The sequence below is a fragment of the Cystobacter fuscus genome (assembly GCF_002305875.1).
In the GTDB taxonomy this organism is placed as follows: domain Bacteria; phylum Myxococcota; class Myxococcia; order Myxococcales; family Myxococcaceae; genus Cystobacter; species Cystobacter fuscus_A.
Genome location: NZ_CP022098.1, coordinates 11,187,273 through 11,202,705, shown reverse-complemented (window position 1 = coordinate 11,202,705; position 15,433 = coordinate 11,187,273). Strand labels below are relative to the sequence as shown.

The following is a 15,433-nucleotide window of genomic DNA, read 5'->3' as shown; positions in this document are numbered from 1 at the left end:
TCCCCTCATATTGGGCCGAGAAATTCCTGAAAAACTGGCTGTTCACGTAACAGCGAAGCGAATCGCTTCATCAACGGGACGAGCTGCTCCTCCGGCATCATCGGGATGGCTTGGTAATACTCACAGCCCTGCCGGAAGAGTGAGTAGGTGCGCGTCTTCACTGTGTTGGCTTTGAGGTAGCGCTCCATCCCCAAGCTCTCCCCCGCCGCCCCCAGCAGCGTCAGCAATGCGCAGGCCAGCGCGCTCACCAACAGCAGCCGGTCCCGCCTCTCCGTCGAGCGGACCCTCACCGACGACAGGCCCATTCCAAAACGCAAGTCCTTCATGTCGCGGAATGTTTCCTCCGTTCGAAACCTCTTGCCATACAGCCCCACCACGAAGGCCGCCGTCGCTTCTTTCAAGCTCGTCGCCAGGCACCACGCCTCCTTCATTCCCTTCTGCTTCACGCACACCACAGCTCCCACGGGCGCTTCGTCCTGGGTGACTCGCGCTCCCACCATGCGCACCGCCCGGCCCGATTCGGGCACCCACTCGCCCGCGCTCTTCTTCTCTCCCGTCTCATCCATCACTTGAATGCACTGACGGAAGCGCACCACGTAGTCAAACTTCAGTTGCTCGAGCAGCGCATAGAACTTCTGGTCTCCAAAGCCCCGGTCGGCCAGTAGTGTGAGCCGCACCCGCTCGGGCACCACCTGCCGCAGTCGATTGAGTACGAAATCCTCAACGTCATTGCGCATCCCCTCCAAGGCGGACTTCTCCACCGTGAGCCAGACCAGGGGCGTCGTGCGTCCATGGCTCGCCACCAACGACGCCACCAGCGTTGTCTGCCCATCCGCATCGAAGTCCGTCCAGTCCAGCGCCACCAGTGCCTCGCTTCTCTGTCCCAAGGCAAAGGGCACCCACTGTGCGAACAGCGCCCAGACATCAATCCCTTGGTTGGACAAGAGCCGGTCCACCTGCTTCACCCCATGCTTGCTCTTGGTGCCTCGCGCCCACGCCAGGGCTTTGCCAATGAGATGAACCCCCAGGCTGGCAGCGTGAATGACACCCAGGACCGCGTAGGCCAGGGACAACACGCGCTTGGCGTGCAGGTCTTCTTCGAAGAGGGACTCCAGAAAGGTATGCACCTGCTGGTCATCAAGGCGAGGCTTACGCATGACCGCAGAAGTAAGCATGCGGGTCCTACTTCTCGCACTACTCGGCCTACGCGGCGCTCCCTTGCTCGCCTGTTAAAATGAGGGGATGGCTCAGGCCATCCGTGCCAAGTACCTCGCCCTTGAGGGAGTCCTGAATGAGAGGGCACGCCGATTGTGGGCAGCGACGGAGTCGCTCACGATAGGCTACGGCGGCGACGCGGTGGTTGCGAGCGCAACTGGTTTGGCGCGGGCGACGATCCGAGCAGGCCGCGAGGAGTTGAAGAAAGGCGAAGCGGTCACTGAACGTCAGCGTCGGCCTGGCGGTGGCCGCAAGGCGCTTGCCTTGGTACAGGGAGGATGGGTCGAGGCACTCGAGCGTATGGTTGCGCCGACGACGAGAGGGGATCCGATGTCGCCACTGCGATGGACGTGCAAGAGCACGCGAAATCTGGCAGCGGAGTTGCGGCACGAGGGGTTCGTGGTCAGCCACATGAGCGTCGGAAAGAAGCTGCACGAGCTGGGCTACAACCTCCACGCGTTGCGCAAGAACCAAGAGGGCACGTCTCATCCAGACCGCAACGCGCAATTCGAGCACATCAGCGCGATGGTGGAGGACTTCCAGGCGCGAAACCAGCCAGTCATCTCCGTCGATACGAAGAAGAAGGAGCTCGTCGGCAGCTTCAGGAACGTAGGCCGTGAGTGGCAACCGACGGGGCGGCCGGAGGAGGTCAACGTCCACGACTTTCCCGAAGATGCGGTGGGCAAGGCGATCCCCTACGGAGTTTTCGACATGACTCGAAACGAGGCATGGGTGAGCGTCGGGCGAGATCATGACACACCGGCTTTTGCCGTCGCATCAATTCGACAATGGTGGAAAACGATGGGTTTGCCAGCCTATCCGAGTGCGACGGAACTTCTCATCACAGCAGATGCAGGCGGCAGCAACGGGTACCGGACACGTGCCTGGAAGAAAGAACTGCAAGAGTTGGCTGATGACACGGGGCTGAACATCCACGTGTGCCACTTTCCGCCAGGAACGAGCAAGTGGAACAAAATCGAACATCGGCTCTTCTGCCACATCACCCAGAACTGGAGGGGCAAGCCACTGACCAGTTTTGAGACAGTCGTCAATCTCATCGGAAGAACGCGAACTACCAGAGGTCTGCGCGTCAAGGCGCGGTTGGACAAAAAGCAATATCCGACGGGCGTCGAGATCACGAAGACAGAAATGAAGCGACTGGCGCTGCGAAAGGATGATTTCCATGGCGACTGGAATTACCTTTTGGAGCCGCGGCGCACCGAATGAAGTTGGTCAAGTTATTGTTTTCCAGTGCCTTAGAGCAGGTGCCGACGGTATTGCCATTCTGAGCTTGGATGAGCCTCTGCTCCTCGTCGATCGCCAATCTCCTGCCAATGTCGATGGTCTCCGACAGCCTATCGCCGGCCAGCAAATCATTGGCCGGAACAGGGTTCTTCGGGTCAGTTACGTCGAAAGCCTGGAGATCCGTCGCGTTGTAGGCATCTTTGTCGAGGGTGATGGTGCCCTTGATGCGAATACGCCGGGGCTTTCTCGGGTCCTTCTTATCAACAAAGGTTTGGTCGATTTCGGTTCGGTAGACGGTCATTTGCGAGCCTCCGATGATGCCAACAGAGTAGCCCATCTGTGCTGGTGCGGGGGGTCAAGAACTAGAGCCCTCCAACGCGCCCGGCTGGCACCGTTACCGCCCTGGAGCCCTCTACAGCCCCGAGACGCGGCTGCCGTGTGCCTTCCCCGTCAACCCGCCCCGAGCCGAAGCCGCCGCGCCGCTGGAGCCCCCTAGCGCGGTCCAGGTGCGCGCCTCACCGTTCCACCGGCCCACGCACGGGGCGTGCAACCTAGCGCCCTGTTGCCTGCACCACGCCCGAGAACGAGCTGCCCGCCGCGTTGGCGCTCGCCCCGACCCGTGATGCGGCTGCGTCACCCGGCCCCCCCCTGCCGCGCCCCCGCAGGCTCGTCCCTTGCTGTCGGGGCGAGCTGTCATACTCCGAACAGCCCCACCAGGACTCACCAGGTCCTGACTTGATCGGAGGATGTAGCCATGCGTTTCCGAGCGTGCATCGCCCTGCTGCTCTACGTCTCAGCCTGCGCTACGTCAGCTCCAAGCGCGAGGGAGCCAGCGGCCCGAGACCCGAGACTCGCCAACCTCCAGCGAGCGGCGATGCTGCCCTGGACGGACGGGGGGCGGTGCGCCGTCCGCGAAGCTTCCGAGCCCTGGCCCGTGCTGGCGGAGCGGTGCTATCAGGCCCTCGACCATGACCGGCTCGAGTTTCACGACCTCACGGGAAGATGCGCGATTGCCTCTGCGGGTGCTGCGGCAATGGGGCTCGGAGTCTGTGTGCTGGCCGCACCTGAGATCATCGTGGGGGCGGTAGTTGTGGCGGGCATTGTGGTGGTGGGCTTCGCGATCTCAGAGGCGCTGGAGGCTTACGAGAAGAAGGGCCGTCCCCAGGTTCGGCCGCCTACGCTGCCGCCGCCTACGCTGCCGCCGCCTACGCTGCCGGTGCCTGAGACGCGGCCTGTGCCGGAAGCGCGGCCGGTGCCTGAAGTGAAGCCCGTGCCTGTAACGAAGCCCGCCCCGCAGGAGACCTCGCCGGAAAAAGGGCCCAAGCCGGAGCCCAAGGGGCCGGATTTTTTCCCGCCGCTGGAGCCACCCGAGGCTTTGGAGCGAGAGCGCCGCCGCAGGTGCGAACCCATCCCGGTGCCGCACGAGGGCAAGGATGACGCACATAACAAGTGCGCTGATCAGTTTCCGCCCAACCGTTATCCCGGAATGGATGTGCTCGTGGACGGCGTGAGCTTCGATGCGCTGCAAGCCGGCGTGCGTGTGCTGTGGGAGATCAAGACCCATCAATTCGACACGTACCCTGACTTCATCCGGAAACAGGAGATTGAGAAGGAAATGAAGCAAATAAAAAAGGAACGAGAAGCTGCCGCAGCATGTGGATATGGCTTCGTCATTGGGGTGAGCACCCAAGCGCACAAGAAAGCACTGCTCGATAGGGATCCCAAACTCAATATCGTCGTTACGGGGTGCCCGCGATGACGGCCCGAAAGAACCTTGTTCTTATTGCTCACGCGCCAGCGCTCGCGGACAATGACAGTCGCGCACTTGCTATTGTCCGGGGCATGGAGCGGGCGCTTGTTGGTTTGCGCCTGGAGTGGAGAGTGACTGAGGCACGACAGCTTGCCGCGTTGCCACAGCGCGACGAATGGCTCACAGAAGCAACCAAGGACGGAGAGCTTCCTTTCCTCTGCAACGGGGACGAGAGTTATCCGGTGATGATTTCTGGTCTCCAAGAACCGGCAAGCCTCAGTCCTGGCGGCCAGCCCTTGTTCGAGGTGCATGCAGAGTTGCCACTTGATGCAACAGGGCTCGCAGCGGCGGCGGACGTGCTGGTGGCCGTGGCCGAGGGCGCACGTGCGTATTGGGGTCATGCGTCACCAGAGGGCTATGGTTCAGAAGTTTCAGAGCAGATACGCCGCTCGGATCACGGGCCGGAGCGGTCACCCCGTGGGCTTCCCATGCTCAACTTATTACAGCGCACTCATTCACCGGCAATTCCACAATACCTTGGGTGGCTAAATTACTGGTCTTCCGCTGCCGCACAGGCCATCGGGTTTCCGAACCCGGCACGCGACGCGGAGTTGCTGTCACGCGCACGGCGTACCGCGACGGGCGGGTGGGTCGTGCAGCTCACCGATGCCCCTCTCGATTACGACAACCCCGCCCACCTGGACGCGCTCAAACGGGCCTACGGGCGCTTCCCGGAGATTGGCGGGCGCGCTACCCCTTGAGACTCGGCACGGCTCGCGCTGGCCGCACTCAGTTCGAGTTTCGCACTTTTGATGCGCTGAGAGAGGAAGAGAAGAAGGGGCTGAAGAGTGGGCTGCTCCTCATGCGAGCTGGCGGCAGGAGGGCGAGCAGGAGGGGCGAGAGGCGCCGCAGGACGTTAGAAGTCATCCACTGCAAGCTGATGGCGGAGGTGGGGAGCGTCGAGTCGAGCTGGCTGTCCCCTCTCGCCAAGGGGACACCATGTTCTTGCCGGATTCCTTCCTCCAATGGCTCCTGGCGCTGGGCGCCACCATGAACGCGCCCACGCGGGCCTCGTGGGTGACGGTGGTCAAAGGCTGGCTGTTCGCTGGACGCCGCACTCTGACGGGGGTCCTGGTGGCCGCTGGAGCCGTGGGCGACAAGCACCACTCGGCCTATTACCGGGTTTTCGCCACCGCACGCTGGAGCCTGGATGCATTGGGCCTGGCGCTCTTCGCCCTGGCCAGGCCCTTGCTTGAACCGGGCGCAGTGCCCCTCACTCTGGACGATACCCTGGCGCGCAAGCGGGGCGTGAAGATGTTTGGCACGGGCATGCACCATGACCCGTTGGCCAGCAGTCGCCAGTGCGCTGTCCTCAGCTGGGGGCACTCGTGGGTCGTGCTGGCCGTGCGCGTGCAACTGCCTTGTGTTCCAGGCCGCTATTTCAGCCTGCCGCTCCTCTTCCGCCTTTATCTCAATCGCAAATCCGCAGCGCGCTGGCGCCTGACTTATCGCACGCGGCCCCAGCTGGCTGTCGAAATGCTCAAGTGCTTGAGCAAGGGAGTGCCCGAGCGACGCTTTCACGTGTATGCCGACTCGGCCTACGGCGGACAGAGTGTTCTGGCCCATCTCCCTGACCGGTTTGACCTCACCAGCCGAATGCCATTGGATGCCAGGTTGCACGCCCCTGTCCCCGAGCGCCGGACGACGACTCGGGGTCGGCCTCGCCGGCGTGGGCCTCGCTTGCCCAACCCGGAACAAATGTTGGAGAAGCAGAAGGCGCGGCACCTGACGCTGCGACTGTATGGACGTCAAGACAAGGTGCGTGTCGTCGAGGGGCTGGTGTATTGGTACAGCGTTCCCAATCGTCTGCTCAAAGTCGTCGTCGCCGACATGCTCACCACCTTGCGCTACGCCTGTTTGCGCTCGGCATTTTCTGCGACCCCGCGCGATGAGCAGGGTCAACAAAAACCGCTCCTACTCCTCCCGGGCTCCTCCCAAGCGGCGGCTTGATCCTCGCCAGAAAGTGCGAAACTCGAACTGAGGGCACATGCGGAAACGAGGGCAAAGAAAAAGCCCAGCAACCCCTCGGGATTGCTGAGCTTCTGAGTGTGGAGGCGGCGGGAATCGAAACCGTGTATGTGCTCCGCGCATCGGGACGCCTGCTGTCCCGACGGTGCCCATCACGACAAGACTGGCGAGCTGGGATTGAGCCGGTGACGTGGATCAATCCAGCCTTCCAGTCGCTTCTCGACTCGGGTGGTCTGGCGATCCGGTTCCCCCCAGGGTGTGACGGCGTGCACACGCAAGCAGTGGGATGGATCACTGCTCCCGCGCAGCCTCCAGGGCACAGTTCTCCGTGCTGGGGCGATGAACGTCACGGCAACCCAACTGAGACTGGAGTATTTTCGTGAAGACGACTGCCTGGATGACCGTGGCGATTGCTGGCCTCTCTCTCCTGCCTGCTTGCGGCGGCGAGGACCTGAGCACGATGGAGTCGCGGATGACCCGACCGGAAGCCGAGAACCTCGTCCAGACGAACCATGCGCTCGCCATCGGCGGGTTGACCTACGCGTTGAATCCCCGCGGCGGCACCACGGGCTTTCCCACCCTGACCGAGTGCCCCAGCGGGTACGTGGCGGTGGGCATCCACGGCCGCGAGGGGTCGCACGTCGACCGGCTGGGCCTGTTGTGCCGCTACCTGAACGCGGATGGCAGCTTCGGCGCGACCTACTACGCCGGTGCTCAGGGTGGATTCGGCGGTGCCAACTGCGAGCGCGTGTGCCCGGATGGGCAAGTCATCGTGGGCTTCCTGGTCCGCAGCCTCAACTACGTCAATTCGCTCAACCTTCAGTGCGCGCCGCCCGCGTCCTGGGTTTCCGAAGGCAGGGTGCAGGGCTACTCGAATTCGATGGGGATCGGCAGTGGCTACGACTTCAATGACAGGTGCCCGCAGTCCTTCGTGGTTACCTCACTGAATGTGCGGGTGGGGGATTACGTCGATCAGATGCAGGCCGTCTGCTCCCAGCTCTATTGAGCCGCTCCCCACCTCGCGCAGTAGATGGCGCGGACTCGCCGTCTGATGACAAGAGACGCCTCCGGGATCTTCCCCGGGGGGTCCCCTCGTACTGGCTCAAGCTGCAGCGGCGTGACGTGCTCGGCTTCCTGACCGATGCCCTGGCTGCATATCGCCGTCGCCAGCCCACGCCTTCGCTTCTGCCAACACGGGTGAGCGTGGCCTGATGCGGTGAACGGTTAGTGCGCCGGGATAAACCGGCATGGAGCAGCGAATGAAAGAGTCGTACATCGAAGGGCTAGCCACCCACGATGGCCCCGAGTCATGCGTCGACATCCGTGAGGGTGCAGCGTTGACAGGGGGGCAACTCATGCGCCAGCGCCAAGGCCAGGGCGCGAACCCGACCGGGCCCTGCTCCTCCAGATACTCCGTGGGCAGCCAGAATGACACCGCGGACACCGCCTGGGGAGACCATTGATGGCTGGCCGTGCCGAGTGCCCGGCCTCGGTACTCGAAGCGGTAGTCTCCCACCTGGGTTTTGGACTCCCAGAGATCCACGGGCCATCAGTCTCGCTGCACGGTTTCTCCTGGATGAATGACCAACTTCTGGATGAAGAAGGTCACGACAACGCCATCACGGAGGAGCAGGAACCCGTTGCTCAGGTGGCGTTGGATTCGCGGGTAGCGCAGGCCAGTCCTTCTTCGCGTGTTCATCTCGGCCCGGGACCCACGGTGGCGCGGCTCAGCGCGCCCGCCTGGCGTGGCCGCGCTGTACGGCCTGGATGAGCCGGGCCTCGGCCTGGAGGCGCGAAACGTAGTCCGTGGGCAGTTTCGCGTGCTCGGCGGCCCGGGCGAGCGCCTCCAGGAACGACTCGCTCACCAGTCCCGGCGAGGGCACGGGCGGCAGCGGCGTGAAGGCCCTCGCGGAGAGCATGGCGCCCGTGGCCGTGCGCACCCGGACCGGGCGCTCGCCGGTGGCCAGCGACAGGTCCTCCTCCAACTTCGCCACCTGGGGCCAGCTCTCCAGGGGCATGACGCGCACGCGCCCCATCACCCGCCGGCCAGGTGCATCCACCAGCCTCGGCACGTGGCCTCCCCACTCCGGTGCCGGCACGTCATACAGGAGGTCCACGTCGAGCGCCGCCGCCACTTCTCCCTCGGGCAACTCGGGAAGCAGGTCGCCCTGGACCCGCTCCTGCGCGAGCCCGGGTGCCAGGGCCAGCGAGAAGGAGAACCAGACGTATGATGGGCGGGAGGACATGGCGTCAGTGTGCCTGGGAAGGTGTCTTCCTTTCTATACTGGGGCCGCCCTCGGGGCACCGGAGGAGTTTCATGGATGTAACCAAGGGGGCGGGGACGTGAGCGCGACGGCTTCGGTGGAGGTGCCCCGCGCCTGGTGGCTCGCGCGTTGGGCCGAGCGGCTCAACCCGCTCGTGGTGAAGGAGGTGCGCCAGGGGCTGCGCTCGCGCGTCTTCTGGTTGAGCTTCGGGCTGATGTTGCTGGCCTGCTTCATCCTCTCCCTGGCGGCCTATGTCGCCACGATCGAGGAGGGCCTGAAGCCCCAGGGGCGCACCTTCTTCCTCGCCTTCTTCTTCTGTCTGGGCATGGTGCACTTCTTCCTCCTGCCCTATGGCGCCTACCGCTCCCTGGCGCGCGAGCGCGAGGACGAGACGTGGGTGCTGCTGCTGCTCACCGGGCTGGGGCCCCGGCGCATCCTCCGGGGCAAGGTGGCCTCCTCCCTGGTGCAGGGCGGGCTGTACGCCTCGGCCGTGGGGCCCTTCCTCCTCTTCAGCTACTACCTCAACGGCATCGATCTGCCGACGCTCCTGCTGGTGCTGTTGCTGGGGGCCTGCTGGTTCCTCTTCCTCACCGTGGTGGCGGTGTGCATGGCCACCCTCGCCGAGGGGCGCATGGGCCGCGGCCTCGCGCACCTGGTGCTGCTGGGGGTGTTGGGGCTGGGGCTGTTCTACGGGCAGGTGTGCGCCTGGTTCCTGTGCGAGCAGGGCTTCCGCCCCCTCATCTCCAGTGACGGGGCGCTCGTCTTCGCCCTGGTCTCGTTGTGGCTCATGCTCACCTGCGCCTGGCTCCTCTTCGAGACCGCGGCCGCTCGGCTGTCCCTGGTCACGGAGAACTACTCGAGGGCACCCCGGCGCGCGCTCGTCGTGCAGACCGTGCTCTCCGCGCTCGTCGTCCTGCTCGCGTGGTGGGACTCCAGTTCCCAGCGGATGGTCTGGGCGATGAGCCTCCTCGGGTGCGTGTTGCTGACGCTCTGTGGCCTCGTGCTGGCCACGGATCTGGACGGACAGGCCCGCTCCCTGCGCGCCGCCACGCGGCCCTGGTCGCTCCTGCGTCCGGGTGCCTTGCGCGGCTTCCGGCTCGCCGTGTTGCTGCTGCTCTTCTGGTCGGCGGCCTGTGGCGCGCTCTTCGTCCTCTCCACGCGCAATCTCGCCTCCTTGGAACTGCCCGGGGTGATCTCCCTGCCCCTGTACGCGCTCCTCTATCTCTCGCTTCCGCTGTGGGTGGCGCGCCTGCCGCGCTCGCCGGTGTTCTCCTCCCCGGCGACGGTGCGGCTGCTGTTCTTCATGCTCGGTGGACTCGGCCTCCTCGTGCCTTCCCTGGTGTCCTTCGTCCTCTGGCGCGAGGAGGGCAACACGCTCCTCTCGCTGCTCAACCCCTTCCTCGGCGTGACGCTCTTCTCCGAGGGGGATTCTCCGCTGGATGAGCCGGTGCTGGCCTGGTCCCTGCTCGGGTGCGTGGCGCTGCTCGCCGCGCTCTCCGTCTTCCTCGCGGATCGCTCGCTCGCCGCCCGGGAGCGAGAGGTCCACGCGGCATGAGCGCTCCGGTGGACTTCGACGAGGCGGAGGTGGCGCGGCTGGCCCCGGGGCTTGCCCTGGCGCTGCCCCGCACGCCCCACCGCGGCCGGGTGGGCGAGGTGCGTGCCGCCTCGGCGGGCTCCTCGTTGGACGTGCAGGACTTCCGCGCCTATCAGCCGGGAGACGACCTGCGGCAGATGGACTGGAACGCGGTGGCGCGCACCGGCGAGCTCATCCTGCGCGTGCGTCAGGACGAGGTGTCGCCCCGGTTGGAGGTGCTGCTGGACGGCTCGCGCAGCATGGCGGTGTCGCCGCGCAAGGCCGGGTGCGCGCGCGAGGTGGCGCTGCTGGCCACGGAGGTGGGTGCGCGGCAGGGGCTCGCGCCGACGCTGCTGGTGGGAGGCTCCCGGCCCGAGCGGGTACAGGGCGCGGTGTGCCGGGGCGTGCTGCGCTCGGCCGCCTTCGACGCGCGGGAGGACCTGTCCACGGCCCTGGGCCGGCTGCCGCCGTTGCGCCCCTGTGGGCTGCGCGTGGTGGTGAGTGACTTCCTCTTCGAGGCGCCCCTGGCGGAATTCGTGTCGCGGCTGGCGCGGGGGGCCGCGGCCCTCTTCCTGGTGCAGGTGCTGGACGCGGAGGACCTGGAGCCCTCGGGCGGCGAGGGCGCGCGGCTGGTGGACGCGGAGAGCGGCGAGGCGCTGGAGGAACTGCTCACCGGGAGCGTGCTGGCCGCCTACGCGCGGCGCTTCGCCGAGCACCAGAAGCTGCTCGGGGCCGCGGCGCGGCGGGCCCAGGCCTCGCACCTGGTGCTGCGCGCGGACCAGGCCCTGGAGGCGCTCGTGGCCGGAGCGCTGCGGCCCCTCTTTCCCCCCGAGGGGGGCGCATGAGCCTCGGTTCTCCCTGGGGACTGCTGGCCCTGGGCGCGCTCGTGCCGCTGGTGGCGGCGTACTTCCTGCGGCGCAAGCAGAAGCCCGTGGTGGTGAGTGCCCTGTTCCTCTGGCGCACGCCCCGTCCCCGCGCCGAGGCCGGCCCGCGCTTCGAGCGCTTCACCCGCGAGGCCTCGTTGATGCTGGAGGTGCTGGCGGTGGTGGCCGCGGCCTTGTTCCTCGCGGACGTGCGGTGGGGCGAGCGCGAGCGGACGCGGCACCTGGTGCTGGTGGTGGATGGGAGCCTGTCCCTGTCCGCGCGGGGCGCCGACGGGGTGTCCGGGGTGGAGCGGGTGCGCGCGGAGGCGGCCCGGCGGGTGGAGGAGGCGCGGGCCACGCGGGTGACGGTGCTGGTGAGTGGGGGAGTCCCCCGGGTGCTCGCGGGGCCGGAGGCGGAGCCCTCGCGGGCGCTGGCCGCGCTGGAGTCCTTCCGGGCGCTCGGCGCGGACCATGACGTGGCGCCCACGCTGCGCTGGGCCCAGGAGCTGGCGGGCCCGGACCAGCGCGTGCACTTCCTCACGGATGCGCCGCCCGGCCCGGGAGTGGCCGTGCCGGACTCGGTGCGGTGGACGGCCCTGGGCGCGCCCCGGGACAACGTGGGGCTGGTGTCCGCGTGGCGCCGGGACGAGGGCTCCACGGCCACGGTGACGCTGCGGGTGGCGCGCTGGGGCACGGGCCCCGAGGAGACGGAGGTGCGCGTGGTGGCGAGGCCCGGGCCGGGCGCGGTGGAGGGCACGGAGCGGCGCGAGCGGGTGCGGCTGCCCGAGGAGGGCGCGGCCACGTTGCGCTTCACCTTCGAGGGCGCGGGAGACGTGGAGGTGTCCCTGCCGCCGGACGCGCTGCCCGAGGACGGGGTGGTGCGGCTGCCGCCCGCGGCGGAGCGTCCGCTGCGCGTGGCGTGGGCCGAGGGGTTGGAGGCGCCGGTGCGCTCGGCGCTGGAGCGCTTCTTCTCCGTGGTGCCCGGGGTGGAGGTGGGCTCGGGCGAGGGGGCGCTCGTCGTGGGGCCGAGGGGCTCGGACGCGGGGGTGACGGTGGGGGCGGGCGGCGCGGTGCGTACCTTCGTGGGCCCCTTCTTCGCGGAGAAGGGCCACCCCTTGCTGGACGACGTGCAACTGGGCGGCGTGCGCTGGGCGGCCGGGGCGGAGGCACCTCCGGGCCGGCCCCTGATGACGGCGGGCGAGGCGGTGCTCGTCTCGGAGGAGGAGGGCCGGGTGCACCTCAACGTGGACCTGTCGCGCTCCAACGTGCAGCGCACCTCCGCCTGGCCGGTGTTGCTGGGCAACGTGGTGCGCGAGGCGCGGCGTGCGCGCGAGGGCTTCGCCCGGCGGCAGTTTCCACTCGGCGAGCCGCTCGCGGTGGTGACGCGGGCGGGGGCGCGCTACACGCTGAAGGGCCCCGAGTCGGAGCGTCTCCTGTTCGGCGCGGGGGCCTTGAGCCTGCCCGCTCCGGAGTCTCCGGGCCGCTACACGCTCGTGCGCGAGGGCGAGCCGGTGGACGCGGTGGAGGTGCTGCCGCTGGACGCCCGCGAGTCGGACCTGCGGGGGCGCGGTGCGGGAGATCGGCCCGCTTCCGAGGAACATAATAATGATGCGGGGCAGGCGGCCTCCGAGGGCCGTGAGCGCTGGCCGCTGTGGGTGCTGCTGGCGGCGTTGCTGGCGGACTTCTTCCTCACGCGGCGCGTGGAGGCGGCATGAGCTTCTCCCTGCCCCAGGTGTGGATCCTCCTCGTGCCGCTGGGCCTCTTCCTGTGGAAGCGGGGCCGGCGTCCGGGGCCGCCCATGGTGCTGCGCTGGGCACTGTTGCTGCTCGTGTTGGGGGCGCTCTCCGGCCCCGGGTGGGTGCTGCGCCACGCGGGCAGCGACGTGGTGGTGGTGGTGGACCGCTCGCGCTCCATGCCGGCGGACGCGGGGCGTCTGGCCTCGGAGTGGGTGGGATTGCTGGAGCAGCAGCGGGGAGCGGGGGATCGGGTGGGCGTCATCTCCTTCGGGCGCGAGGCGCGGGTGGAGCAGCCGCTGGCGGAGACGGGCCGCTTTGGCGGCTTCACCCGACCGGTGGACGCGGAGGCGTCGGATGTGGCGGCGGCGCTGGACGCGGCGGGGGCGCTGATTCCACCCGGGCGCACGGGCCGGGTGTTGGTGGTGTCCGATGGGCGGGCCACGGGGGAGGATGCGCGGGGCGCGGCGCGGAGGCTGGCGGCCCGGGGGCTCGCCGTGGACTTCCGCCAGGTGGCGCGCGAGGACGCACCGCTCGACCTGGCCGTCGTCGCGCTGGAGGCCCCGGCCTCGGTGACGGCGCGCGAGCCCTTCCAGATGACGGGGGTGGTCCAGGCGACGGCGCCCGTCACCGGCACGGTGCGCCTGGAGCGCGATGGCCGGGTGCTGCTCCGGGGGCCCTTCGACTTCCAGGCGGGCTCGAACCTGTTGCCCTTGCGCGACCTGGTGGACGCGCCGGGCCTCGCGGCCTACCGCCTGGTGGTGGAGGCGCCCGGGGACGGGGTGGTGGAGAACGACGTGGGCCAGGCGGTGCTGCGGGTGGAGGGGCCTCCCCGGGTGATGCTGCTCACGGACGCGCCCCAGGGCACGCTCGCCCAGGCGCTGCGCTCGGCGGGCCTGACGCTGGAGGTGCGCGCGCCCTTCGCCCTCTCGCTCGACGCGCTGGAGGGCGTGGGCGCGCTGGTGCTGGAGAACGTGGACGCGAACCGGCTCGGCGAGTCCGGACTGCATGCCCTGGCCGCCTACGTGGAGCAGGCGGGTGGGGGGTTGGTGATGACGGGCGGCCGCTCGAGCTTCGCGGAAGGGGGCTACCGCCGCTCGCCGGTGGAGCCGCTGCTGCCGGTGTCGCTGGAGATGCGCGAGGAGCAGCGCCGCTCGGCCGTGGCCATGAGCGTGTTGATGGACTGTAGCTGCTCCATGGGCGCGCAGGTGCCCGACGGGCGCACGAAGATGGAGCTGGCGGCCGAGGGCGTGGTGGGCGCGCTCACGCTGCTCAACGAGAAGGACGAGGTGTCCGTGCACATGGTGGACACCGAGTCGCACGAGCTCTTCCCGATGAGTCCCGTGTCCAAGGGACTGCCGCTGGACGAGGTGGCGCGGGGCTTCAGTGGTGGCGGCGGCATCTACGTGGGCGAGGCGCTGCGCGTGGGGCGGGAGCAGGTGCTGAGCAGCCGCCAGCCCACCCGGCACGTGCTGCTCTTCTCGGACGCGGCGGACTCGGTGGAGCCGGACGACTACCTGAGGACGCTGGACGAGCTGCGGCGCCAGAAGGTGACGGTGTCCGTCATCGGCCTGGGCACGGAGAAGGACTCGGACGCGCCGCTGCTCAAGGAGATCGCCGCCCGGGGCGGGGGCCGCGTCTACTTCGCGGAGGACGCGACGAGCCTGCCACGCATCTTCAGCCAGGAGACGCTCGCGGTGGCGCGGGCCACCTTCGTGGACACGCCCGTCTCGCTCGAGGCCGCGCCGGACCTGCCGCTGCTCGGGCGTCTGCCGGCGCTGGGGCTGCCCCAGGTGGGGGGCTACAACCTCACCTACCTCAAGCCGCGCGCGAGCGTGGCGCTGCGCACGCTGGACGACAACGCGGCGCCGGTGCTGGCGCTGTGGCCGCGAGGGGCGGGGCGGGTGGTGGCCTTCCTGACGGAGGTGGACGGCGAGTACACGGGCGAGCTGCGCACCTGGAGCGGCCTGCGCGCGGCGCTCGAGGGCATGGTGCGCTGGACGATGGGGGGCGCGGGCGGGGCGGACGAGGCGGTGGCGCGCTCGGAGCGGCGGGGAGACCGGCTGCGGGTGACGCTGGACTTCGCGCCGGACGCGCCGTTGCCGGGAGCGCTGCCCACGCTGATGCTGTTGCCGGGGGACGGACGAGGCGCTCCGGTGGAATTGCCCATGCGGTGGGAGGACGAGGACCGGGTGGTGGCCGAGTACACGCTGCCGGGCAGCGGCACGTGGCACCCGGTGGTGAAGCTGGGCACGCGGGCGCTGCGCGCGCCCCCGGTGACGCTGCCCTACGCGCCCGAGTTCGAGCCCGGGAGCGCCCAACGAGGGCTGGAGGTGCTGCGCGGGTTGGCCTCCGTGAGTGGAGGGGAGGAGCGCCTGTCTTTGACGGGCCTCTTCGCCCGCGCGCCCGAGTCCGAGGGCCGGGTGGCGCTCGCGCCGTGGCTGGTGGGACTGGCGCTGGTGGCGCTGTTGGCGGAGGTGGCCGCGCGCCGCTTCCTGTCGGCGCCGAGGCTCCGGCCCGTTCGGACGGCCCCTTCCGTGGCGGCGACGGCGAGCCCTCCTGGGGGGCCGCTGGAGCGGACGAGGGCGGACGCGGCTCCGCGAGCGCCGCCCCCCTCTGCCTCGCCCGAGTCGGAGCGTCCCCGGGAGGAGTCCGGAATGGACTCGGCGCTGGAGGCCGCCCGGGAGCGGGCCCGCCGTCGGCTGCGGAAATGAGGCCCTGGAAGGGGGAGCCCGGTGGGAAATGTCGGGGTGGCTGGCGGT

Annotated in this window: 13 protein-coding genes; 9 read left to right on the top strand and 4 right to left on the bottom strand. The window is 68.5% G+C overall.

The features are described 5' to 3' along the window. Positions 1-5 precede the first annotated feature (5 nt). On the bottom strand, positions 6-1,157 hold the full coding sequence (locus CYFUS_RS45350) for an IS4 family transposase (RefSeq protein WP_095991839.1): 1,152 nt from the start codon (positions 1,155-1,157) through the stop codon (positions 6-8). An 85-nt stretch (positions 1,158-1,242) separates the two neighbouring features. Between CYFUS_RS45350 and CYFUS_RS45345 the strand changes: the two genes are divergently transcribed. After that, entirely contained in the window at positions 1,243-2,442 is a 1,200-nt protein-coding gene (locus tag CYFUS_RS45345) for an ISAzo13 family transposase (RefSeq protein WP_095990890.1), read from the top strand. On the opposite strand, the gene CYFUS_RS51415 is transcribed toward CYFUS_RS45345, so the two are convergent. Continuing rightward, positions 2,351-2,761, bottom strand: a complete 411-nt coding sequence (locus CYFUS_RS51415) for a hypothetical protein (RefSeq protein WP_157759026.1) — start codon at positions 2,759-2,761, stop codon at positions 2,351-2,353. The two genes, CYFUS_RS45345 and CYFUS_RS51415, sit on opposite strands and share 92 nt — an antisense overlap. 453 nt (positions 2,762-3,214) lie before the next feature. Between CYFUS_RS51415 and CYFUS_RS45340 the strand changes: the two genes are divergently transcribed. From CYFUS_RS45340 to CYFUS_RS45320, 4 genes are all read left to right on the top strand, one after another. After that, complete coding sequence (locus CYFUS_RS45340; protein ID WP_095990889.1) at positions 3,215-4,219, top strand: DUF6310 domain-containing protein; 1,005 nt, start codon at positions 3,215-3,217, stop codon at positions 4,217-4,219. Then, on the top strand, positions 4,216-4,971 hold the full coding sequence (locus tag CYFUS_RS45335) for a DUF5953 family protein (RefSeq protein ID WP_095992613.1): 756 nt from the start codon (positions 4,216-4,218) through the stop codon (positions 4,969-4,971). Before CYFUS_RS45340 ends, CYFUS_RS45335 begins: the two co-directional genes overlap by 4 nt. A 238-nt stretch (positions 4,972-5,209) precedes the next feature. Continuing rightward, positions 5,210-6,220, top strand: coding sequence for a transposase (locus CYFUS_RS45325; protein WP_095990888.1), 1,011 nt, complete (start codon positions 5,210-5,212; stop codon positions 6,218-6,220). Between the two features lie 397 nt (positions 6,221-6,617). Continuing rightward, positions 6,618-7,244: a hypothetical protein gene (locus tag CYFUS_RS45320; protein WP_157759025.1), complete on the top strand. Its 627-nt coding sequence runs from the start codon at positions 6,618-6,620 to the stop codon at positions 7,242-7,244. A 96-nt stretch (positions 7,245-7,340) separates the two neighbouring features. Here the strand turns inward: CYFUS_RS45320 and CYFUS_RS53540 are convergent, their stop codons facing one another. Both CYFUS_RS53540 and CYFUS_RS45310 read right to left on the bottom strand, forming a co-directional pair. After that, positions 7,341-7,781 carry a type VI immunity family protein gene (locus tag CYFUS_RS53540; RefSeq protein WP_157759024.1) on the bottom strand — a complete coding sequence of 147 codons (441 nt, stop codon included), beginning with the start codon at positions 7,779-7,781 and terminating at the stop codon, positions 7,341-7,343. 184 nt (positions 7,782-7,965) lie between these two features. Continuing rightward, positions 7,966-8,484 (bottom strand): gamma-glutamylcyclotransferase, encoded by a 519-nt coding sequence (locus CYFUS_RS45310; RefSeq protein ID WP_095990885.1) that lies wholly within the window; start codon positions 8,482-8,484, stop codon positions 7,966-7,968. Positions 8,485-8,581: 97 nt separating this feature from the next. On the opposite strand from CYFUS_RS45310, the gene CYFUS_RS45305 reads away from it, so the two are divergent. The 4 genes from CYFUS_RS45305 to CYFUS_RS45290 are packed head-to-tail and all read left to right on the top strand — an operon-like array spanning position 8,582 to position 15,385. Beyond that, entirely contained in the window at positions 8,582-10,057 is a 1,476-nt protein-coding gene (locus CYFUS_RS45305; RefSeq protein ID WP_232537181.1) for an ABC transporter permease, read from the top strand. Beyond that, positions 10,054-10,920, top strand: coding sequence for a DUF58 domain-containing protein (locus CYFUS_RS45300; protein WP_095990884.1), 867 nt, complete (start codon positions 10,054-10,056; stop codon positions 10,918-10,920). Before CYFUS_RS45305 ends, CYFUS_RS45300 begins: the two co-directional genes overlap by 4 nt. Then, complete coding sequence (locus tag CYFUS_RS45295; protein ID WP_095990883.1) at positions 10,917-12,653, top strand: vWA domain-containing protein; 1,737 nt, start codon at positions 10,917-10,919, stop codon at positions 12,651-12,653. The genes CYFUS_RS45300 and CYFUS_RS45295 overlap by 4 nt, the downstream gene beginning before the upstream one ends. Then, positions 12,650-15,385 carry a VWA domain-containing protein gene (locus CYFUS_RS45290; protein ID WP_095990882.1) on the top strand — a complete coding sequence of 912 codons (2,736 nt, stop codon included), beginning with the start codon at positions 12,650-12,652 and terminating at the stop codon, positions 15,383-15,385. The genes CYFUS_RS45295 and CYFUS_RS45290 overlap by 4 nt, the downstream gene beginning before the upstream one ends. The last annotated feature ends 48 nt before the right edge of the window (positions 15,386-15,433 follow it).